The organism is Nonomuraea sp. PA05 (genome assembly GCF_008086045.1).
In the GTDB taxonomy this organism is placed as follows: Bacteria; Actinomycetota; Actinomycetes; order Streptosporangiales; family Streptosporangiaceae; genus Nonomuraea; species Nonomuraea monospora.
Genome location: NZ_VSEY01000007.1, coordinates 309,566 through 330,181, shown reverse-complemented (window position 1 = coordinate 330,181; position 20,616 = coordinate 309,566). Strand labels below are relative to the sequence as shown.

Here is a 20,616-nt window from a genome sequence, read left to right as displayed (position 1 = left end):
CCCGGACAACACTTAGTCACCTATTGGTGACTTAAAGTGATCGGAAGGTCATCGAGCTGTTCGGGGGACAACTGTGCAGAAGACTCTGGTCACCACCCTGACCGCGCTGGCCGGCGTCACGCTCGCGCTGCCCGCGGCGGCCGACCCGCCGCCGGCCGCACCCGCCGGGCGGACCTCACCCGTCACCGGCGCCGCCCAGACGTCGTCCATCGTGCGGCAGGACTCCTGGGGGGCCGCGGCCTCCCCGGTGATGCGGCCGGGGCGGGCGGTGCGGTACTGGACGGCGGGCAAGCAGGCCAAGGCCAAGGCGGCGGAGTTGCCGGCGAGCATGCCCAGCACGAGCACCGGCGCGGGCACGGGCACGGGCACCGGCGCGGGCACGGGCACGGGCATCGGCGCGGGCACGGGCACGGGCATCGGCGCGGAGGCCGTGACGGACGCGGCGGGCGGAGCAGGCGCGGCGGGCGGAGCGAGCACGGGCACGGCGACCAACGCGGGTCCCGTGGCGGGAGCGGGCGCGGTGGCCGGCGCGGAGGTGGCCACGGACGCCGGTGGAAGCCAGGGCGCGGAGGCGGGCGGCGGCCAGGACGCGACCGGCGAGGAGTCCGACGACAGCGGCGCCGCCGCCCAGCGGCAGCGCAGCGTGCCCGCCTCCAGACGCATCACCCCGGGCGGCGACACCAACGGCTACGCCCGGGTGCGCCGCCCGTACACGGCCGCACCCGCCAGCCGGATCAGCGGCCGCCTGTTCTTCGTCAACGCGGCGGGCAATGGCGACTCCTGCAGCGCCTCGGTGGTCCGCTCGGCCTCCAGGCTGCTCGTCGTCACCGCCGCCCACTGCGTGTACGGCGTGCCCGCGGGCGCGGCGGCCGGCCGCTGGCACACGAACTTCGCGTTCGTGCCCGCCTACGACGGCCGGGGCGCCACCGTCCGGCAGCGCGAGCCGTACGGCCGGTGGGGCGGCCGGCGCGCGTGGAAGCCCGACGGCTACACCGGCATGCCGGGCGGCGACTGGAACTCGATCTACGACGTCGCCCTCGTCGAGGTGGGCAGGCGCGACGGCACCCTCCAGGACGCCGTGGGCGCCTTCACTCCGCTGCTCAACCAGGGTGGCAGGCACACGATCGCCACCATCGGCTATCCGGGGCTGCTCGGCAGGAAGCCGTACGACGGCAGGGACCAGCTCTGGTGCCTGGCCAGGACCAGGCAGGCGCTCGGGATCGCCCACGCGGACACCATGCTCGCCGCCCGCAGCGCGGCCCCGGCGGCGAAGGCGGGGCGGCTGGAGACGTTCAACTGCCACCTGTACAAGGGGCACAGCGGCGCGGCGTGGGTGGTCAAGGGCACCGGCGACCTGGTGGGCGTGCTGTCGGCGGGCAAGGAGGACGGCGAGGCCGACGGCAACTCGGTCGCCAACGCGATCAACATCGACGGTTACGGCGCCATCGTCAAGCGGGCGGACCCGCGCGGCGTGTACGACGCGCTGTCCGTCAGCCTGTCGGGCCCCGGCCGGCCGGTCCGGCGCGGCGGCACCGTCTCTGTCACGGCCACCGTCACCATGCGCGGGCTGATGGCCGCCGCCCAGGTGCCGGTCTCACTCACCCTGCCGCCCGGCGCGGCTCTGGCCTCGGTCAGCGGGGCCACCTGCAAGAGCGGGCATCGCGAGGCCGCCTGCACGATCGGCACCATCCATCCCGGCAGGCCGGTGCGGCTGACCGCGCGCCTCCGCGTCGCCTCGGACGCGCCGCGCAGGCTGCCCGTCACGGCGCGCGTCACCTCCACCCGCCTGGACCCGACGCAGCGCGACAACACCAGCGTCCTGCGCCTCACGACCACCGGCTAGCCAGGCGGGCGCAGTGGTCAGGCGGCCACCGGGTCGGGCTCCTTGATGGTGCGGGCCATGAGCAGCGCCAGCACGGGGAACGCGATCAGGCAGGCCAGCGCCGTACGCAGGGAGGCCGCCTCGGCCACCGCGCCCACCAGCGGGCTGGCCAGGCCGCCGACGCTGACGGCCAGCCCCAGGGTGACGCCGCTGGCCGTGCCCACCCTGGTCGGCAGGAAGTCCTGGCCCAGCGTCACGTGCAGGGAGAACGGCGCGTACAGGGCGATGGAGGAGGCGGCGACGAACGCGTACGCGGCGGGGCCCGGCACCAGCACCACGCCGGCCACGGCGGGCACGGCCAGCGCGTACGACAGCCGCATCGTGCGCACCCGGCCCAGGCGGGCCGCCATCCTGCCGCCCACGACGGTGCCCACCGCGCCGCCCGCGAACAGCACGAACAGCGCCACCGCCCCGGCCGCGCCGCCGCCCAGGTAGAGGGCCACGAAGGCGCTCAGCCCGACGTACACGACAGAGCGGAAGACGATCACCAGGGTGAGGCGGGCGAACGACGGCCAGTCGTCCCTGCCGGAGACGGGCCCTGCGGCGCGGGCCGCCCGCGCGCCGCCGGACAGTGCCCTGATCGCGGGCAACGTCAGGACCGCGCCCAGCAGGGCGGGCAGCACGAGGAACGGCGAGGCGCCCAGCCCCCATCCGGCCAGCAGCGGCGTCACCAGCACAGGTGCGGAGGCGAAGCCGAGCGTGCCGCCGGTGGAGAACCAGCTCATCCGTACATGGCTGCCCTCGCTGGCGATCCTGGCCAGGCGCGCGGCCTCCGGATGGTAGGCGGCCACGCCGAGCCCGGACAGGGCGGCGGCCAGCCAGGTCAGCACGTACGAGTCGGAGACGCCGCAGATCGCCACGCCCGTCCCGGCCAGGATCATGCTCACCGGGATCAGCCACGGCATCCGCCACCTGTCCGTGAGCAGGCCGAAGAGCGGCTGCACGATGGACGACAGCAGCGTGGCGGCCAGCACGATGCCGGAGACGGCGACGTACCCATAGCCCCGCCCGGCCACGAGGAAGGGCACGAGGGCCGGGACGGCGCCCTGGTAGAAGTCCACGGTGGCGTGTCCGGCGGAGAGCGAGGGGATCCTGTTCACCTCTCGATCCTCAGCCTGGGGGCGGATGGCCCGCTTCCGATAAAATGCCAATTCATGCCGGAAATCCGCCATCTGTCCGAAGCGCCGACCGGGCGGCGGCCGCTGGCGCCCGGCGCGGGCATCGACGCGCACCGCCACGACACCCACCAGATCGCGTACGCCTGCCGCGGCGTCATCTCCGTCACCACCGGCGCCGGCACCTGGGTGGCCCCCGCGAACCGGGCCCTGTGGGTGCCCGCGGGAACCGTCCACGAGCATCGCGCCCACGGGGACACGGACCTGCGCCTGGTCGGCCTCACGGAGAACCCGCTGGGGCTGGATCGGCCCGCCGTGCTCGCGGTCGGCCCCTTGCTGCGCGAGCTGATCATCGCCTACACCGCCGACACCACGGGACACCTGGGTGGCGGGGAGCGAGGGCGCGGAAATGGCAGGGATCGGGAGCGGGAGCGGGAGCGGCAGGATGGCGGGGAGCGGGAGCGGCTGCTGGCGGTGTTGCTCGACCAGCTCAGGCACGCCCCCGAACAGCCGCTGCACCTGCCCACCGCCACGGACCCCCGCCTGGCCGCCGTCTGCGCCGCCCTGCACCACGACCCGGCCGATCCGAGCACCCTTGCCCAGTTCGCCGCCCGGGCCGGCACCAGCGACCGCACCCTGGCCCGCCTCTGCCGGGCAGAGCTGGGCATGACGTTCCCGCAGTGGCGCACCCAGCTCCGCCTCCACCGCGCTCTCCTCCTGCTGGCCGACGGCCTCCCGGTGACCACGGTGGCGCACCGGTGCGGGTGGGCGTCGGCGAGCGCGTTCATCGACGTGTTCAGGAGGGCGTTCGGGTACACGCCGGGGCGCGTGCGGCCGTCGAGCGAATGATCGGTGGCCTTTGGTGACGTGCGGCCGGAATGCCTCTTTCGTTCGCGCGCTGTTTGGTTGCAAGAAGCTGGTGGACGCCTTCGACCGGGCCTGGGAGGACGGCTACCCGCTGACGGCGTACGAGTTCAGCCGGATCGGGGCCGGAAACCGCCGCGCCGAGGGCGCTCTGGTACTGATGATCACGAGGGAAGAGCCTGGACCGGGAGCGGCGGCACGGCGTGGACGGCGCGGACCGGCCCGCCACGGCCGAGCAGGAGGAGGAGTTCCACCGTGAGGCAGGCGAGGCCATGGCGCCGTTCCGCCGGCTGGCCGAGGAGTACGCCCTACAATCGCGTGCCGTGAGTAAATCGAAAGGCAAGGGCGGCACCCCCGCCACCATGGCGCTGGCCGACGCCAAGGCCGACTTCACGCTCCACCCGTACGACCATGACCCGGCCGCGCAGGCCTACGGAGAGGAGGCCGCCGACGCGCTGGGCGTTCCGTACGAGCGGATCTTCAAGACGCTCGTCGCCGAGGTCGAGAGCGGGCTGGCGGTGGCGGTGGTGCCGGTGGCGGGCAAGCTGGACCTGAAGGCCCTGGCCGGTGCGCTCAACAGCAAGCGGGCCGCGATGGCCGACGCCGCCAAGGTGGAGCGGGTGACGGGGTACGTCGTCGGCGGGATCAGCCCGCTGGGGCAGCGCAAGCAGCTTCCCACCGTGGTGGACTCGTCGGCGCTGGACTTCGAGACGATCTACTTCTCGGCCGGGAAGCGGGGGCTGCAGATCGAGACCGCCCCCGACAACCTCATCACGCTCACCCGCGCCGTCACGGCCCCCATCGGGAAGGCCGGCTGAGGCAAGCCCCTTGATGACACCCGTTCGGGGCAGGCCCGCTGAGGCGACGCTCTCATTGCCCGCGTCCGTGACGCCGTCCCTCGGGTCCCAGGCGCGGGTACGGCCGCAGGGCGCGGTCGCGACGGGGCCGGTCCGGGCGGCGCGGACGCTCCAGGGCCGGCGGACGTTCCAGCAGCACGTCGGGACGTCCGCCGTCGCGCGCCGGCGGCCACTCCACCGACGCCGACCCCGGGCTCTGCCCCAGCAGCCGCTCGAACAGCCGCCGCATCCGCCGCCCGAACGGGTTGTTCCCGCGCTTCTTGCGCTCCTCCTCCGCCAGCGCCTTCTCCAGCCCCGGCGTGTGCCCGCCGCCGAAGCGTGACATGTCGGGCCCGGTGAACCCGCGCGGCTCCGTACGCCGTAGCGCCGAGCTCATCGACTCCACCCAGATCGGCCCCGGCAGCGAGGCTCCCTGCACCGACCCGAAGTACCGCTCCCCGATCTCCACCCCCTGGAGCGGGAACCGGTAGGACCCCCGGATGTCCCCCACGCTGACCGCCGCCGCCAGGTGGGGCGTGTAGCCGGCGAACCAGGCTGAGGTGTAGCCGTTGTTGGTGCCGGTCTTCCCCGCGGCGGGCCGGCCGATGCTCTGCCCCTTCATGGTGCCCTGGTCGAAGACGCCTTCCAGCACGTGGTTGACGGCGTCCGCGATGGGCCGTTCGATGACCTGCTCGCAGGAGGGCGGCACGTGGGTGCGCCGCCCGTCCCTGCCGGTGATCTCGACGATGGCCAGCGGCCGGCAGTACAGCCCGCGCCCGGCGAACGCCGCGAACGAGGCCGCGACCGTCACGGGGTCCATCTCGTTGACGCCGAGCGTGAACGTGGGCACCTCCTTGAGCGGCTCCCCGTCCGCCCTGGTGACGCCGAGCGTCCTGGCCATGCGGACGACGTTGCAGAGGCCGACCTTGCGCTCCAGCATCATGTAGAAGATGTTCACCGACTTCCAGGTGCCGGTCTCGATGCTGTGCGGGCCGCCCTCGCCCTCGCCGCTGGCGTTGAGCACGCGGGTGCCGGGGTCGTTGACGGGGCGTCCCGTGCAGTCGCGGTAGCCCTGACCTGGCACCAGCGAGCCGGGCGTCTGGAAGCCGTCGCCGAAGCGCCAGCCCTGTTGCAGCGCGGTGGCCAGGGTGAACACCTTGAACGTGGAGCCTGCCTGGAAGCCCTGCCCGCCGCCGTGCGCGACGTCGGCCGGCAGGTTGAAGGTCGTCTTGGGGCCGTTCTTGCGGTCGCCGGGGTTGCGGCCGAAGCGTTTGCTGGCGGCCATCGCCTTGATCCGGCCGGTGCGCGGCTCCACCATGGCCTCGGCGGCCACCTCGGTGTCCTCCGCGGCGACGTGCTCGCGGATGGCCCGTTCGGCGGCGCGCTGCGCGGTGGGGTCGAGGCTGGTCCTGATCGTCAGGCCGCCTCTGGCCATCCGCGCCTGCCGCTCGCGTGCGGTGTTGCCGAAGACGGGGTTCGACAGGAGCTCGCGCTGCACGTACAGGCAGTAGAACGGGTACTGGCTCTGCGCGCAGCCGCCGGGTTCCGGCCGCAGCCTGATGCCGAGCGGCGCGGCCTTGGCCTGCGCGGCCTCCTGCTGAGTGATCTGCTTGAGCCCCGCCATGCGGTCGAGCACGAGGTCGCGGCGCATCTTCAGGCGCTCCCTGTGCGCCTGCCCGAGCGAGGGGTCGGTCGAGTACGGCATGCGCACCGCGCCCGCCAGCGTGGCCGCCTGGGTGAGGGTCAGCCGGGAGGCGGAGGTGGAGAAGAACCGCCTGGCCGCGGCCTCGACGCCGTGTGCTCCTGCGCCGAAGTAGGCGATGTTCAGGTACCGCTCCAGGATCTCGTCCTTGCGGTACTTCTTCTCCAGCGCGAGCGCGTACCGCAGCTCGGTGATCTTGCGGGCCAGGTTCGGGGCGCGGGCCCTGTCGCGTTCCGCGTCGCTGCGCGCGCTCTCCACCAGGATGTTCTTGACGAGCTGCTGGGTCAGCGACGAGCCGCCCTGCCGGATGCCGCCCGCCTGGGTGTTGGTGAGCAGCGCCCGGACGGTGCCCCTGACGTCGAGGCCGCCGTGCTCGTAGAAGCGCGCGTCCTCGATCGCCACGATGGCCTTGCGCATGACGGCCGCGACGGCGCCGAGCCTGACGGCCGTCCTGTTGGCCTCGTAGAACTGGGCGAAGGGCCGCCCGTCCTTGTCGAGGAGCCTGGTCACCTGGGCGAGCGGCTCCTCGCGCGGGGCGGGCGGCAGGTCCACGAAGGTGTTCGTGACGCTCATCGCCGCGAGGCCGCCCCCGCCGACCAGCGGCGCGGCCAGCGCGGCCGCCAGCACCCCGCCGAGCGCCCCCGCCAGGCCGAGCGTCCCGACGGATCTGAGTACGGTCACGTCAGATGATCTGCGACGTCCGGATGGGCGGCAAACGCCCGCTTCCTGCCTCTTTACCGTTGGCGTGTGATGTTCAGACCGAGCGACACGAACTGCTCGAACGGCCGGTGGTAGCCGCGCTCGATGTGGTGCACGCCGCGCAGCGTGGACGGCCCGTCGGCCACCGCCGCCGCCAGCACCGCCGAGAACCCGGCCCTGATGTCGGGCAGCGTCACGTCGGCGCCCTTGAGCTTGGACACGCCGCGCACGACGGCCGAGTGGCGGGCGTTGGTGTCGTGGTAGCGGCAGGCGGGCCCGCCCAGGCACTGGTCGAACACCTCGATCTCGCAGCCCATCTTCTGCAGCGCGGGCACGTACACCAGGCGGTTCTCGAAGACCGTCTCGTGCAGCACCGACATGCCCTGGCTCTGCGTGAACAGCACCATGAGCGGCGTCTGCCAGTCGGTCATGAAGCCGGGGTGGGTGTCGGTCTGCACGGCCGCCGAGCGCAGGCCCTCGGGGGGCGCGGTGGCGCACAGGTACTCGTCGTTGATGTCGAACTGGGCGCCCATCCTGGCCAGCGTGGTGATCGCGGTGACCAGCCGGTCCTGCGGGCAGCCGTGCACGCGCACCTCGCCCTGGGTGATCAGGCCCGCCGCCAGGTACGAGAACGCCTCGATGCGGTCGCCGGTCAGCCAGGTCTGGGCGCCGCGCAGCCGTTCGACGCCCTCGATGACGATCCTGCGGTCGGGCGACAGCTCGATCCTGGCGCCCATCCGCTGCAGGAACAGCGCCAGCTCCACCACCTCCGGCTCGGTGGCCGCGTTCTTCAGCACCGTCTTGCCGTCGGCCAGCACCGCCGACATCAGCACCGTCTCGGTGGCGCCCACGCTCGGGTACGGCAGCTCGATCCTGGTGCCGTTGAGCCGTTTGGCCTTGGCGTAGATGCCGGTGTCGCCCACCTGGACCTCGGCGCCCATCGCGCGCAGGGCGTCCACGTGGAAGTTCACCGGCCGCCGCCCGATCGGGTCGCCGCCGACCAGCGGCACGAACGCCTCCCCCGCCAGGTGCAGCAGGGGGCCGAGCATGAGGATCGGGATGCGGTTCAGGCCGGTGAACGCGTCGGGGACCCGGGGCTCGATCTCCGCGCCCTTCTCGATCCTGATCTCGGTACGGGAGATCTCGACGTGGATGCCGAGTGCCCGGAGCATGGCGGCGGTGATCTCCACCTCGCCCACCTCGGGGGCGTTGTGGATGCTGCTCTCGCCGTTGCCCATCATGGCCGCGACCATGTGCTTGGACACGCCGTTCTTGGAACCGCGTACTTCGACGTCTCCCCGGAGGGGTCCGGAAGGTTCAATTAGCCAGGACTCGTCTGCAATCACGAAGTTCTGCCCTTTTCAATCGAGGTCGTGCGCAACCGCACACGATGCACGATCGTACGTCGAGGTTCCCAAGAGTCCGCATTCGTGTGCTCCGGGGGCCAGCCTTCACAGGCCGCGGCGGGGTCGCGGGCCGGGCTGAGGGATACCATCGAGCTGATTCGGCCGTACATGTGAGGGGGAGTGGCGTGACGAGGGAAGTACGCGCTTTTGCGGTAACTGTCCTCACACTCGCCGCTCTCGGGGTCACCGCCGGGCTGCTCTGGTCAGGGCTGACGCCGCGGGCGCCGTACCAGGTCACCGACCAGGGCACGGTACTGGCCGACCCGACCACGCAGGCGCTGATCGCGGCCGACGGCTGGTTCGCGGCGATCACGGGCGGGCTCGGGCTGCTGTGCGGCGGCGTCGCCTGGTTCTCGGCGCGGCGGTGGATGCTGCCCGTGCTGCTCGGGCTGTGCGCCGGCGGGGTGGCGGCCGCGTTCCTGACGTTGTGGACAGGGTCCACTTTCACGCTCGGGGCCGTCACGGTGGAGGCGGCGCCCAGCGTGATGGTGCCGGACGCGAAGATCGTCCCCGGCGCGCTGAAGCTGACCGCCACCGGCGTGCTGGTGTCCTGGCCGCTGCTGGCCGTGGGGTTCTTCGGGCTGCTGGAGGGCATGCACGGCTACCGCGAGTCGCCGCTGCGGCAGCCGTACGGCGAGATCGTGTCCTAGCGGTCACGCGGGCACGGCGGCTCGGGATCACGCGGGCCGGGCGGCTCGCGATCGCGCGGGCACGGCGGCTGACAGTTACGCGGGCAGGGTGGCGCCCTCCTCCTTGCCGCCCGCCACCCTCCGGTTGGCCCAGTCCAGCTCGCGATCCCGCAGCGCCCGCTCGACGGCCGCCATCGTCGCCTCGTCGGCGGGCAGGTCGAAGGCGAGCCGGACGAAACGCGCCAGGTCACCCCGATAGTCGTGGCCGAGCGACACGAACTGCCCCGGCACGACGTGGATAGCGTTCAGCACGTCCACGAACGTGATGAGCGCGGTGACGAACGGCCGCCACCGGGCGGCGGCCGGGATGCCGGGGCCGCGCTCCGGCCCCAGCCAGCCGGGGCTCTGGATCAGCAGCGGCAGCCCCAGCTTCGGCACCGGGTCCTCGTGGTGGGTCAGCAGGACCACCCGCACCCGTTCCCGCCGTTCCTCGGGCAGCGCGAGCCACTCCTCGTACGACGCCACCTCCGCCACGCGGCCCTCACCGTCGCACCCCGCCGGGTCGTCCAGCCAGGCCTGCCGCCAGGCCGACGCGAACGGCGTGCCGACGAACAGCGCCCGGTCGATGCCGAGCAGGTCCAGGCCCCGCGCGCCCTGGTGCAGGAAGACGTTCTGGGCCGCCTGGCTGCCCAGGCTCTCCCCGAACAGCACCAGCCGTGGGCGGCGGGCCGGGTCGATGGAGCGCAGCCGCCAGCTCAGCGCCGTCAGGAACGCCAGGTTCTCCTCCCACGCGGCCCGTACCCTGTCCAGCGACAGGAAGGACGGCCGGACGGAGTAGGCGATGGCGATCGACGCCACGTCGCCCTTGGTCAGGTACTCCAGGGTCTCGGCGGCCACGTAGTTGACGTATCCGCTGCCCGTGGGCGAGAAGTAGGCCAGGACGCTCCGCTCGAACGCTCCCGAGCGCTCCAGCTCGCGCATCGCCAGGTCGGCCCGCTCGCCGGGAGTCAGGGCCGAGGCCAGGCCGACGAACACGCGGATCGGGTCGCGGGCGTCCGCGGCGCCGGTGACGTGCGCGATGTCCTGGGCGGTCAGCGTCATGCCGACGTACCTGCGGCCTTCGCGGCCGAAGTCCGCCCACCGGACCAGGCTGGCGGGGCCGCCGCTGACCAGGCGGGACGTGGGCTGCTCCTGGTGCGCGGGCTCGACCACCACGCCGGCGGAGTCGATGCGGCGGTAGGCGACCACGGCCGCGCGGCGGGCCGCGTAGGTGAGCAGAGCCAGGGTGATCGCGTGGCCGGCGACGCGTTCCGCGGGCGCGAGTGACGGCACGGCCAGCGCGATGGCCCGGCCGAGCGCCGCCGCCGCGGCGGCCTCCGCCCGCGCCGCCGCCAGGATCGAGGCGGAGATGATCGTGCCCACGCCGACCGCCTGCAACGCCTGCACCCCGGTGCCCACGCCGCCTGCCTGCCCCGCCTCCACCCCGGCGGCCACGCCCGCCGGCCGCACGGCCTGCGCCCCGCCGGGCACGCCCGCCGACCGCACCGCCCCCACCTCGCCAGGCGCATCCTCCGACCGCACCGCCCCCACCTCGCCAGGCGCATCCTCCGACCGCACCGCCCGCGCCCCGCCAGGCACGTCCACCGACCGCACCGCCCCCACCTCGCCAGGCGCATCCACCCCCGCCTCGCCAGGCGCATCCACCGACCGCACCGCCCGCGCCCCATGAGGCACGTGCACCGACCGCGCCCCGGCGGGCACCGCCGACCGCATCGGCTGCGGCGCCGCGGGCAGGGCCGCTGCCCGGCGCTGGCGGGCGTAGAGGACGGCGCTGACGCCCGCGCCCGCCAGGAGCGTGGCGGCGACGTTAATCCGCGCCCCCGTCGGCGCGCCGGTCAGCCGATCGGCCACCGCGTCGGCCGCCGTGGCCAGGGCCCCCGCAACGCCTCCCGCCGTCAGCCGCCACCCGAACACCCGCACCGCCGCCCGGCCCAGCCCCTCTCCCGGGCGCTGCGCCGCCAGCCGCTGCAGGGCGACCCCAGCCCCGCAGGCGCACACCTGGGTGAGGAGCGCGGTCGTCCGGGGGTCGGAGACGATCCCGTGCAGGCCCGTACGCCCTCGCCCTCGTGCGACGTCCAGGCGCGACAGCGGACGGCCCCGTGCGGCGGCCAGGCGGGGCAGACGCCCTCGTCCGGCATCCAGGCGCGACAGGCGGCCTCGTACGACGGCCAGGCGCGACAGGCGCCCTCGTCCGGCCTCCAGGCGCGGCGGGCGGCCTCGTGCGACGGCCAGGCGCCGGCCGAGGCGGCGCGCCACCGCCTCGGCGAGCGCCTGCGTCGTGGCGGCGAACGCGTAGTTGGCGCTGGCCACCACACCGGTGATCAGGGCCTGGTCGCGGGTGGTGCGCGGGAGCAGGCCCGGCTGGAAGGACGGCCCCACGCTGCCGGCCGCGGCGAGCAGCCCCGCCGCCTCGACCGTCCCCGTGTCGGCCGACACGATCCGCCGCAACGCCTGGGCTCCGGCCCGTCTCACGAGCCGGAGGCGACGCCCCGTCACCTCTCACCCCACCGTGGCCTGATCGCCCTGTGAGCTGCGAACATCCCTGCCACCTCCGCCCCGCCGCACGACCCGATCAGGAGAACGTGTCACGGACGGCGTACGGGCGGCATCACCCGCTCCGGGCGACCCCCAAGACTCAGAGCGGCGGCCGGCGCAGGCCGTGCCCCGTGGCCTGCTCGAAGGCCCGCGCCACCCGCAGCACCCTGGCGTCCTCGAACGGCCTGCCGACGATCTGCACCCCCACCGGCAGCCCGTCCTCGGTGAACCCGGCCGGGACGGACGCGGCGGGCGCGTGCAGCACGCTGATCCAGTAGGCCGACCGCATCCAGGCCAGGTAGTCGGGCAGCTTCTCGCCGTTGATCTCGCTGACGTGCGGATGCTCGACGGGGAACGGCGGCACCTGGCTGACCGGCGCGATCAGCACGTCGTAGGTGTCGAAGAAGGCGGCCATGCGCTGGTAGAGGCGGCTGCGCGCCCGCTCGGCCCTGGCCAGGTCGGCCCCGGTGACCTTGCGGCCCTGCTCGACGTTCCACGCCGAGTTGGGGCCCAGGCCGCTCTTGTCGCCATGGACGAGCAGGTAGTTCCACGCCCGGTAGGTCCTGAACGCGTCCTCGGCGTCGCTCAGGTCGAGCTCGACCTGCTCGACCTGGGCGCCGAGCCGCTCGAACACGGCGGGCGCGGTGGCGGTGACGGCCGCCGTGCGCGGATCGACCGGCAGCCCGCCCAGGTCGGGGCTCCACGCCACGCGCAGCCCGGCCACTCCCTGCTCGGGCTCGGGCGTGAACACCTCTTTGATCGAGAACGGGGAGCGCCGGTCGAACCCGGCGATGGCCCCGAGCATGAGCGTGACGTCCTCGACCGTCCTGGCCATGGGCCCGGAGACGCTCAGCGTGTACCAGGCGTTGACGTCGGTGACGTCGGGCACCCGGCCGGGCGTCGGCCGCAGGCCGACGACGTTGCAGAACGAGGCGGGGGTGCGCAGGGAGCCGCCCATGTCGGAGCCGTCGGCCAGCGGCACCATCCCGGTCGCCAGCGCGACCGCCGCTCCCCCGCTGCTGCCGCCGGCGGACCTGGACAGGTCGTAGGGGTTCCTGGTGGCGCCGAACACCTCGTTGACGGTGTGGGAGCCGGTGCCGAACTCCGGCGTGTTGGTCTTGCCCACGGTGACGGCCCCGGCCGCGCGCAGCCGCTGGACGATCAGGTCGTCCTGCTCGGGCACGTGGTCCGCGAACAGCGGCGAGCCGTAGGTGGTCCTGATCCCGGCGGTGTCGACGAGGTCCTTGTGCGCGACGGGCACGCCGTGCAGCGGCCCGGCCGCCTCCTGGGCCGACAGGGCGGCGTCGGCGTCCTCGGCCGCCTTCATGGCCCGTTCGGCGGCGAGGGTGACGATGGCGTTGACGTGCGGGTTGACCTCTTCGATCCGGTCGAGGTGGGCCTGGAGCACCTCGACGGCGCTCACCTGCCGGGCGCGGATCAGCCGGGCCAGCTCGGTCGCGGTCAGGAAATGCAGTTCGCTCACGTCTGCGATCCTGCCCCACGGGCTCCGGCGGGGCGACGGCGAGGGTTGCCGACGCCGCCCCGCCGGAGCGGGAGAGTCACGCGCCCAGGCAGGCCGGGCCGAGGAGCTGCTTGAGGTCGCCCATCAGCGCGGGCGAGGGCGTCACCCGCAGCCGGTCGTCCACCCGCATCACCGTCGTCTTGGGCCCGTTGTGCACCTGGAGGTGCACCTCGGACGTGCCCGGATGGGTGGTGAGGATCTCCTTCAGCCGCCCCACCACCGGCGGCGTGCAGCGGGTCAGCGGCAGGCTGACCAGCAGCGGCCCGCCCGCCTCCTGGGTGAGGTCGGGGGCCGTGACCTCGGTGGCGATGATCTTGGCGACGTCCTCGCGCTTGTCGATGCGGCCCTTGACGAACACGATCGCGTCTTCCGCCAGCAGCGTCGAGCAGAGCTGGTACGCCGACGGGAAGATCATCACCTCGATCGAGCCCGCCAGGTCTTCGAGCTGGGTCAGCACCCAGGTGTCGCCCTTCTTGGTGACCTTGCGCTGCACCCCGCTCAGGATGCCGCCCACCGTCACCACGTGCCCGTCGGACCGGCTCTCGTCCTGCACGGCCGCGACCGAGCAGTCGGCCCCGGCGGCCAGGATGTGCTCCACGCCGAACAGCGGGTGGTCGGACACGTACAGGCCGAGCATCTCCCGCTCGAACTGCAGCAGCGTGTTCTTGTCCCACTCCCCCACCGGGATCTGCACGTCGAAGGTCTGGTCCTCGCCGCCGTCGATCGCGCCGAACAGGGAGTCCTGGCCGATGGCCTCGTTCTTCTTGATGTCGATGATCGCGTCCACGGCCTGCTCGTGCACCATGACCAGGCCCTTGCGCACGTGCCCCAGCGAGTCGAACGCGCCCGCCTTGATCAGCGACTCGATCACCCGCTTGTTGCAGACGATGGCCGGCACCTTGCGCAGGAAGTCCTTGAAGTCGCCGAAGCGGCCCTTCTCCTTGCGGGCGGAGATGATGCCGTCGACGACGTTGCCGCCGACGTTGCGGACCGCCGACAGGCCGAAGCGGATGTCGGTGCCGCGCGGGGTGAAGTCGAAGTCGGAGTCGTTGACGTCCGGCGGGAACACCTTGATGCCCATGCGGCGGCACTCGTTCAGGTACAGGGCCGACTTGTCCTTGTCGTCCTTGACCGACGAGAGCAGCGCGGCCATGTACGCGGCCGGGTAGTTGGCCTTGAGGTAGGCGGTCCAGTAAGCGATGAGGCCGTAGGCGGCGGTGTGCGCCTTGTTGAAGGCGTAGTCGGAGAACGGCAGCAGGATGTCCCACAACGCCTTGATGGCCTCGGCGGGATAGCCCCGCTCCAGCATGCCCCCCTCGAAGCCGGCGTACTGCTTGTCCAGCTCCGACTTCTTCTTCTTGCCCATGGCGCGGCGCAGCAGGTCGGCGGCGCCGAGCGAGAAGCCGGCCACCTTCTGCGCGATGGCCATGACCTGCTCCTGATAGATGATCAGGCCGTAGGTCGTGTCGAGGATGTCCTTGAGCGGCTCCTCCAGCGCCGGGTGGATCGGCGTGATGTCCTGCTGCCCGTTCTTGCGCAGCGCGTAGTTGGTGTGCGAGTTGGCGCCCATCGGGCCCGGACGGTAGAGCGCGAGGGCGGCGGAGATGTCCTCGAAGTTGTCGGGGCGCATCAGGCGCAGCAGCGAGCGCATGCCGCCGCCGTCGAGCTGGAACACGCCCAGCGTGTCGCCCCTGCCCAGCAGCTCGTACGACTTGCGGTCGTCGAGCGGCAACGCCAGCAGGTCGATCTTCTCACCCGTGGTCGACTCGATCATCTTGAGACAGTCGTCCATGATGGTGAGGTTGCGCAGGCCCAGGAAGTCCATCTTCAGCAGGCCGAGCGTCTCGCAGGTCGGGTAGTCGAACTGCGTGATGATCGCGCCGTCGGAGTCGCGGCGCATGATCGGGACGTGGTCGGTCAGCACCTCGGCGGACATGATCACGCCGGCGGCGTGCACGCCGGTCTGCCTGATCAGGCCCTCCAGGCCCTTGCCGAGGTCCATCGTCGCCTTGACGTCGACGTCCTCGTCGTAGAGGCGGCGCAGCTCGCCCGCCTCGGCGTAGCGCGGGTGGTCCTTGTCGAAGATGCCCGACAGCGGGATGTCCTTGCCCATGACGGCGGGCGGGAACGCCTTGGAGACGCGGTCGCCCAGCGCGTACGGGTAGCCCAGGACGCGGCCCGCGTCCTTGATGGCGGCCTTCGCCTTGATGGTGCCGAACGTGGCGATCATGGCGACCTTGTCGGCGCCCCACTTCTCGGTCACGTAGCGGATCACGTCACCGCGCCTGCGCTCGTCGAAGTCGATGTCGACGTCGGGCATGGAGACGCGCTCGGGGTTGAGGAACCGCTCGAAGATCAGGCCGTGCGGGAGCGGGTCGAGGTCGGTGATGCCCATCGCGTACGCGACCAGCGAACCGGCGGCCGAGCCACGGCCGGGGCCGACCGGGATGCCGTTCTGCTTGGCCCACATGATGAAGTCGGCGACCACGAGGAAGTAGCTCGGGAAGCCCATCTGCTCGATGATGCCGATCTCGTACTCGGCCTGCCGGCGGTGCTCCTCGTCGTAGCCCTCGGGCCAGCGCCGGTCCATGCCCTCCCAGACGGTCTGGCGGAAGAACGCGCTCTCCGTCATGCCCTCGGGGATGGGGAAGGTCGGCATCAGGTTCTTGAACTCGAAGAACCCGGCCGGATCGACCTTCTCGGCCACCAGCAGCGTGTTGCGGCAGCCCTCGGCCCACAGGTCGGAGGAGTCGACCGCGCGCATCTCGTCGGCGCTCTTGATGTAGTAGCCGGAGCCGTCGAAGCGGAAGCGGTCGGGGTCGGAGAGCTGCTTGCCGGTCTGGATGCACAGGAGGGCGTCGTGGGAGGAGGCGTCGGCCTCGTAGGTGTAGTGCGAGTCGTTGGTCACCAGCGGCGGGATGTTCAGCTCTTTGCTGATCCTGGTCAGGCCGTCGCGGACGCGGCGCTCGATGTCGAGGCCGTGGTCCATGATCTCCAGGAAGAAGTTTTCCTTGCCGAAGATGTCCTGATATTTCGCGGCGGCCTTGACCGCCTCGTCGTACTGGCCGAGCCGCAGCCTCGTCTGCACCTCGCCCGACGGGCAGCCGGTCGTCGCGATCAGGCCGTCGGCGTGCTCGGCGAGGATGTCGGCGTCCATCCGCGCCCACTTGCGCACGAAGCCCTCGGTGTAGGCGCGCGAGGACAGCCGCATGAGGTTGTGCAGGCCCGTCTTGTTGCGCGCCCAGATCGTCATGTGGGTGTAGTAACCACCCGCTGAGACGTCGTCCCGCTTCTGGTGCGGCTCGCCCCACAGCACCGGCTTCTTGTTGTGCCGCGACTCCGGCGCGACGTAGGCCTCGATGCCGATGATCGGCTTGATCTCGGCGCCGGTGGCCTGCTTGTAGAAGTCGTAGGCGCCGTGCATGTTGCCGTGGTCGGTGATCGCGATCGCGGGCATCCCCAGGTCGCCGACCTGCTTGAACATCTGCTTGAGGCGGGCGGCCCCGTCCAGCATGGAGTATTCCGTATGAACATGCAGGTGCACGAACGAGTCGCTGGACGACATGGAGCGGCGCCTCCCGGTCTCGATGGGTTGTGGCATCTGACTCTAGTGGCCCCGGCCGACAACCCGGGGCCCCTCCGGCGGCGCCGGGGACCGGCGCGCCGCGGGCCGTCGCGATCAGCAGCCCCGATATCCTCGAAGTCACGCCGGGTGATCGAGGAGTCGCGGAGTGCGCACGCAGACCGAAGAGGGATACACGCACGCGCTGGGCAACCGCCAGGTCCAGATGATCGCCATCGGCGGGGCCATCGGCGTCGGCCTCTTCCTCGGCGCGGGCGGCCGGCTGGCCGCCGCGGGGCCCGCCCTGGTGCTCTCCTACGCCGCCGCCGGGCTGGCCGCGTTCTTCGTCATGCGGGCGCTCGGCGAGCTGGTCCTCTACCGGCCCGTCTCCGGCTCGTTCGTCGAGTACGCCGGTGAGTTCATCGGCCCGTGGGCGGCCTTCGCCAGCGGCTGGATGTACTGGATCAACTGGGCCGCCACCGGCGTCGCCGAGCTGACCGCGATCGCCACCTACATCAACTACTGGGCCCCCGCCTTCCCCCAGTGGCTCACGGCGCTGATCGCGCTGGCCTTCGTCATGACGGTCAACCTGCTGTCGGTGCGCCTGTTCGGCGAGCTGGAGTTCTGGTTCGCCATGCTGAAGGTCGTGGCCATCACGGTGTTCCTGGTCGTCGGCCTGGTGCTGGTGGTGTTCGCCGTCGGCGAGGCGGGGCCGCACAACCTGGTCAGCCACGGCGGGTTCTTCCCGACCGGGTTCCCGCTGGTGCTGATGAGCCTGCAGTCGGTGGTCTTCGCGTACGCCTCGATCGAGCTGGTCGGCATCACGGCGGGCGAGACGGCCAGGCCGCACGAGGTCATGCCGAAGGCCATCAACGGCGTCGTCTGGCGCATCGCGATCTTCTACGTGGGCTCGGTGACGCTGCTGGCCATGGTCCTGCCGTGGACCGCCTACAGCGCGGGCACCTCCCCGTTCGTGACGGTCTTCTCCGGGCTGGGCGTCCCGTGGGCGGCCGACGCCATGAACCTCGTCGTGATCACCGCCGCGCTGTCGTCCTGCAACTCCGGCCTGTACGCCACGGGCCGCATCCTGCGCTCGATGGCGATGAAGCAGGAGGCCCCCCGCTTCGCCGGCGCGCTCAGCGGCCGGCACGTGCCCGTCGGCGGCATCGTGTTCACCGCGGCCATGTTCCTGGCGGGAGTGGCCCTGTTCTACTTCCTGCCGGAACGCGCCTTCAACATCGCCACCGCCGTGGCCTCCCTGGGCGTGATCACGACGTGGGGGGTGCTGGTGCACTGCCAGGCCCGGCTGCGCCGCACCGGCCACCGCTCGGCCTTCCCGATGCCGGGCACGCCCTGGACCAACTGGCTCACCCTGGCGTTCCTGGCGCTGGTGGTGCTGCTCATGCCGTTCGCCGACCAGGACCAGCGGGTGGCGTTCTTCCTCATCCCGCTGCTCGTGGCCGGCATCGCGCTCGGCTGGTACGCCGTCCGCCGCCGCCGCGCCTGAACAGGACCCCTTTCCGCACGCCCGCGACAGCTCCGCGCGGACGCCCCCGCTGGGTAGTCTCGATGGCGCAGCAGAGGAGTCACCGCTCGGGGAGGTCGTGCTGGACGAGGTCACACGGGATGCGGCGGTGCTGAACGAGGCCGCACGGGGTGAACCCGCACGGGACGAGGTCGCACGCGGTGAACCCGCACGGGACGAGGCCGCGCGGGACGACCTCGCGCGGGACGACGCCGCGCGAGACGCTCCGAGGCGGCGGATCGTCCGGGCGGCGGCCGCGGCCGCGATCGGCGTCGCGCTGGCCGTGGCGTGCCTGCCGCTGGACCTCTACCCCAAGCTGGCCTGCGCCGTGCTGGACGCGGGCTGCCCCACCGCCGCCGCGCCCCGGGGCGAGTTACCGCGGGTGACCAGGCTGACGGCCGTCCAGGTGGCCCAGAGCGGCACGTACGTGGCGCTCGGCGACTCCTACTCCTCCGGCGAGGGCGTCTGGGAGCTGGATCAGCCGCCGGTCAACGACGGGGCCGACCGCTGCCACCGCTCGGAGGGCTCGTACGTGCCGCTCGTCGCCCGGGCCTACCGCTTCGGCGGCGGGACCGCGTTCTACGCCTGCAGCGGCGCCACCACCCGCCAGCTCCTGTCAGGCCAGTACGGCCATCAGCCCCAAATCACCCGCGTGAGCGCGGCGACGAGCCTGGTGACGCTGAGCATCGGCGGCAACGACGCCGGCTTCACCAGGGTGCTGACGGGCTGCATCGTGAAGATCCCGTGGTCGTCCGCCTGCGTCGACCAGGACGCGGCGGTCAACCGGCGCATCGAGGAGCTGCGCACGAGCATGCTGAGGGTGCTCAAGGAGGTGCGCGTGCGCGCGCCGGGAGCGCGCGTCATCGTGCTCGGCTACCCGCGCCCGTTCCCGGCGGAGCCGGTGGGCGGCGTCGACAACCTGACCGTGGCGGACCAGCGCTGGCTGAACACCGTGACGCGGCGGCTCAACGACACGGTGGGCGCCGTGGTCGCGGACTTCGACCGGGCCATCGCGGCCTTCGGGGCGCCGGGGAGCGCCGAGTACGTAGACGCCTACGAGGCCTTCACCGGACACGAGGTGGGCCGCCCGCGCCCGTTCCTGAACGGGCTGGCCCTGGACATGGACGCGCTGCGGGTCAACGCGCGCAGCTACCATCCGACGGGTGACGGGTACCGCCGCTTCGCCGAGCTGATCACCAAGCAGATCGCCGCGGGCCCCGGCAGGCCGATGAACAACGTCCTGGTCACCGGCCAGAACGCTCCTCCGCAAGGTGCAGCCCCGCCTCGATGACGGCGTTCATGATGGCCGACAGCCGCGACTCGCCCAGCGCGGGCGCCCGCACGGCCATCCTGGCCACCACGTCGCGCTCCCTGCCCAGGTCGCGCCCGGCGAACCCGCCCACGGGCTTGAGCCGCTGCACGATGCCGGCCAGCTCGGCGCGCCGCTCCAGCAGCGTGGCGAGGGCGGCGTCGACCCGGTCGATCGCCTGCCTGCACTCGGGCAGCGTACCGGGCGTCTCGTCGCGCAGCAGCGCGCCGACGACGGTCACGGACTCCTCGGCGACCCGCCGTTCCGCGCCGGACGACGTCCCCGTGCCGATGATCAGGCCGTCGGCGCCCGCGGCGACGGCGGCGGCCGACAGGCCGATGTCGGCCGAGACGTCCACCAGCGCGGGACGCCCTGACGCGGCCCGCGCGGCCCGCACGAGCGCCAGGTCGGGGCGGCTGCCTGCCTCGCAGAGGATCACCCGGCCGTCGCCCTCGCCCGCGCAGTAGGCGGCCAGCCCCAGCCACTCCTCCATGGAGGCGCCGGCCCTCCGCTCCACGACGACGGGCAGCCCGAGCCCGGCGGCGGCGCGCACGAGGGGGATGTCACGCGTCCACGACGCGCCCACCACCACGGCCGCCGCGTGCTCGGCGATGGCGGGCAGGTCGGCCGCCGTGGCCGGCTCCGCGAGCGTGACCCCCGCCCGCAACCCCGCCCGCGGATCCGCGTGCGGGTCCGCGCGCAGGCTCACCCGGTCGCCGATCACCACGGCGGGCCCCGCGCCCACGAGGAGGCCGCCCACGGCGACCGCGTGCCGTTCCAAGATCGATGACATCCCGACTCCCCACTCGGCCGGCCTCCGGAGCCGGCGGAAAACGAAAAAGGCAGAGACGGTTGTCTCTGCCTCGTGCCGACTCCAGGTGGTCGCTAGCTGACGACCGGCTCTCCCGGAGCCGGCTCGGTAAACGCGTAGCGACGACAAGTCATATATAGACCCTACACCCCCGCCTCC

The 20,616-nt window shown here is 72.6% G+C and carries 13 protein-coding genes; 6 read left to right on the top strand and 7 right to left on the bottom strand.

Annotated elements, in window-relative coordinates; all coding sequences use genetic code 11:
* Window positions 1-73: 73 nt before the first annotated feature.
* On the top strand, window positions 74-1,843 hold the full coding sequence (locus FXF51_RS14140; RefSeq protein WP_148434870.1) for a DUF11 domain-containing protein: 1,770 nt from the start codon (window positions 74-76) through the stop codon (window positions 1,841-1,843).
* Window positions 1,844-1,860: 17 nt separating this feature from the next.
* On the opposite strand, the gene FXF51_RS14135 is transcribed toward FXF51_RS14140, so the two are convergent.
* Window positions 1,861-2,982 (bottom strand): MFS transporter, encoded by a 1,122-nt coding sequence (locus tag FXF51_RS14135; RefSeq protein ID WP_262379512.1) that lies wholly within the window; start codon window positions 2,980-2,982, stop codon window positions 1,861-1,863.
* Between the two features lie 54 nt (window positions 2,983-3,036).
* Here FXF51_RS14135 and FXF51_RS14130 point away from each other — a divergent pair, with 54 nt between their 5' ends.
* Both FXF51_RS14130 and ybaK read left to right on the top strand, forming a co-directional pair.
* Entirely contained in the window at window positions 3,037-3,846 is an 810-nt protein-coding gene (locus tag FXF51_RS14130) for an AraC family transcriptional regulator (RefSeq protein ID WP_148434868.1), read from the top strand.
* A gap of 377 nt (window positions 3,847-4,223) precedes the next feature.
* Entirely contained in the window at window positions 4,224-4,679 is a 456-nt protein-coding gene (gene ybaK, locus FXF51_RS14125; protein ID WP_148434933.1) for a Cys-tRNA(Pro) deacylase, read from the top strand.
* Between the two features lie 52 nt (window positions 4,680-4,731).
* Here ybaK and FXF51_RS14120 read toward each other — a convergent pair whose 3' ends face one another.
* Both FXF51_RS14120 and murA read right to left on the bottom strand, forming a co-directional pair.
* On the bottom strand, window positions 4,732-7,080 hold the full coding sequence (locus FXF51_RS14120; RefSeq protein WP_262379510.1) for a transglycosylase domain-containing protein: 2,349 nt from the start codon (window positions 7,078-7,080) through the stop codon (window positions 4,732-4,734).
* Between the two features lie 53 nt (window positions 7,081-7,133).
* Window positions 7,134-8,444, bottom strand: coding sequence for a UDP-N-acetylglucosamine 1-carboxyvinyltransferase (gene murA, locus FXF51_RS14115; RefSeq protein ID WP_262379509.1), 1,311 nt, complete (start codon window positions 8,442-8,444; stop codon window positions 7,134-7,136).
* Between the two features lie 185 nt (window positions 8,445-8,629).
* On the opposite strand from murA, the gene FXF51_RS14110 reads away from it, so the two are divergent.
* On the top strand, window positions 8,630-9,154 hold the full coding sequence (locus FXF51_RS14110) for a hypothetical protein (protein WP_148434867.1): 525 nt from the start codon (window positions 8,630-8,632) through the stop codon (window positions 9,152-9,154).
* Window positions 9,155-9,229: 75 nt separating this feature from the next.
* Here the strand turns inward: FXF51_RS14110 and FXF51_RS14105 are convergent, their stop codons facing one another.
* From FXF51_RS14105 to dnaE, 3 genes are all read right to left on the bottom strand, one after another.
* On the bottom strand, window positions 9,230-11,665 hold the full coding sequence (locus FXF51_RS14105; protein ID WP_148434866.1) for an alpha/beta-hydrolase family protein: 2,436 nt from the start codon (window positions 11,663-11,665) through the stop codon (window positions 9,230-9,232).
* Window positions 11,666-11,828: 163 nt separating this feature from the next.
* The gene (locus FXF51_RS14100; RefSeq protein WP_148434865.1) at window positions 11,829-13,211 is read right to left on the bottom strand and encodes an amidase; all 1,383 of its coding nucleotides are present in this window, start codon (window positions 13,209-13,211) and stop codon (window positions 11,829-11,831) included.
* Window positions 13,212-13,287: 76 nt separating this feature from the next.
* Window positions 13,288-16,815, bottom strand: a complete 3,528-nt coding sequence (dnaE, locus tag FXF51_RS14095; protein ID WP_148434930.1) for a DNA polymerase III subunit alpha — start codon at window positions 16,813-16,815, stop codon at window positions 13,288-13,290.
* 166 nt (window positions 16,816-16,981) lie between these two features.
* Here dnaE and FXF51_RS14090 point away from each other — a divergent pair, with 166 nt between their 5' ends.
* Both FXF51_RS14090 and FXF51_RS14085 read left to right on the top strand, forming a co-directional pair.
* On the top strand, window positions 16,982-18,319 hold the full coding sequence (locus FXF51_RS14090; RefSeq protein ID WP_222871266.1) for an amino acid permease: 1,338 nt from the start codon (window positions 16,982-16,984) through the stop codon (window positions 18,317-18,319).
* A 97-nt stretch (window positions 18,320-18,416) separates the two neighbouring features.
* Complete coding sequence (locus FXF51_RS14085) at window positions 18,417-19,628, top strand: SGNH/GDSL hydrolase family protein (RefSeq protein ID WP_262379508.1); 1,212 nt, start codon at window positions 18,417-18,419, stop codon at window positions 19,626-19,628.
* Here the strand turns inward: FXF51_RS14085 and FXF51_RS63455 are convergent.
* On the bottom strand, window positions 19,582-20,439 hold the full coding sequence (locus tag FXF51_RS63455; RefSeq protein WP_148434864.1) for a chorismate mutase: 858 nt from the start codon (window positions 20,437-20,439) through the stop codon (window positions 19,582-19,584). The two genes, FXF51_RS14085 and FXF51_RS63455, sit on opposite strands and share 47 nt — an antisense overlap.
* Between the last annotated feature and the right edge of the window lie 177 nt (window positions 20,440-20,616).

Excerpts from the sequence above, each read along its gene's own strand:
- FXF51_RS14130 (WP_148434868.1), top strand. The coding sequence starts at position 3,037 with ATGCCGGAAATCCGCCATCTGTCCGAAGCGCCGACCGGGCGGCGGCCG.
- ybaK (WP_148434933.1), top strand. The coding sequence starts at position 4,224 with ATGGCGCTGGCCGACGCCAAGGCCGACTTCACGCTCCACCCGTACGAC.
- dnaE (WP_148434930.1), bottom strand. The coding sequence starts at position 16,815 with ATGTCGTCCAGCGACTCGTTCGTGCACCTGCATGTTCATACGGAATAC.
- FXF51_RS63455 (WP_148434864.1), bottom strand. The coding sequence starts at position 20,439 with ATGTCATCGATCTTGGAACGGCACGCGGTCGCCGTGGGCGGCCTCCTC.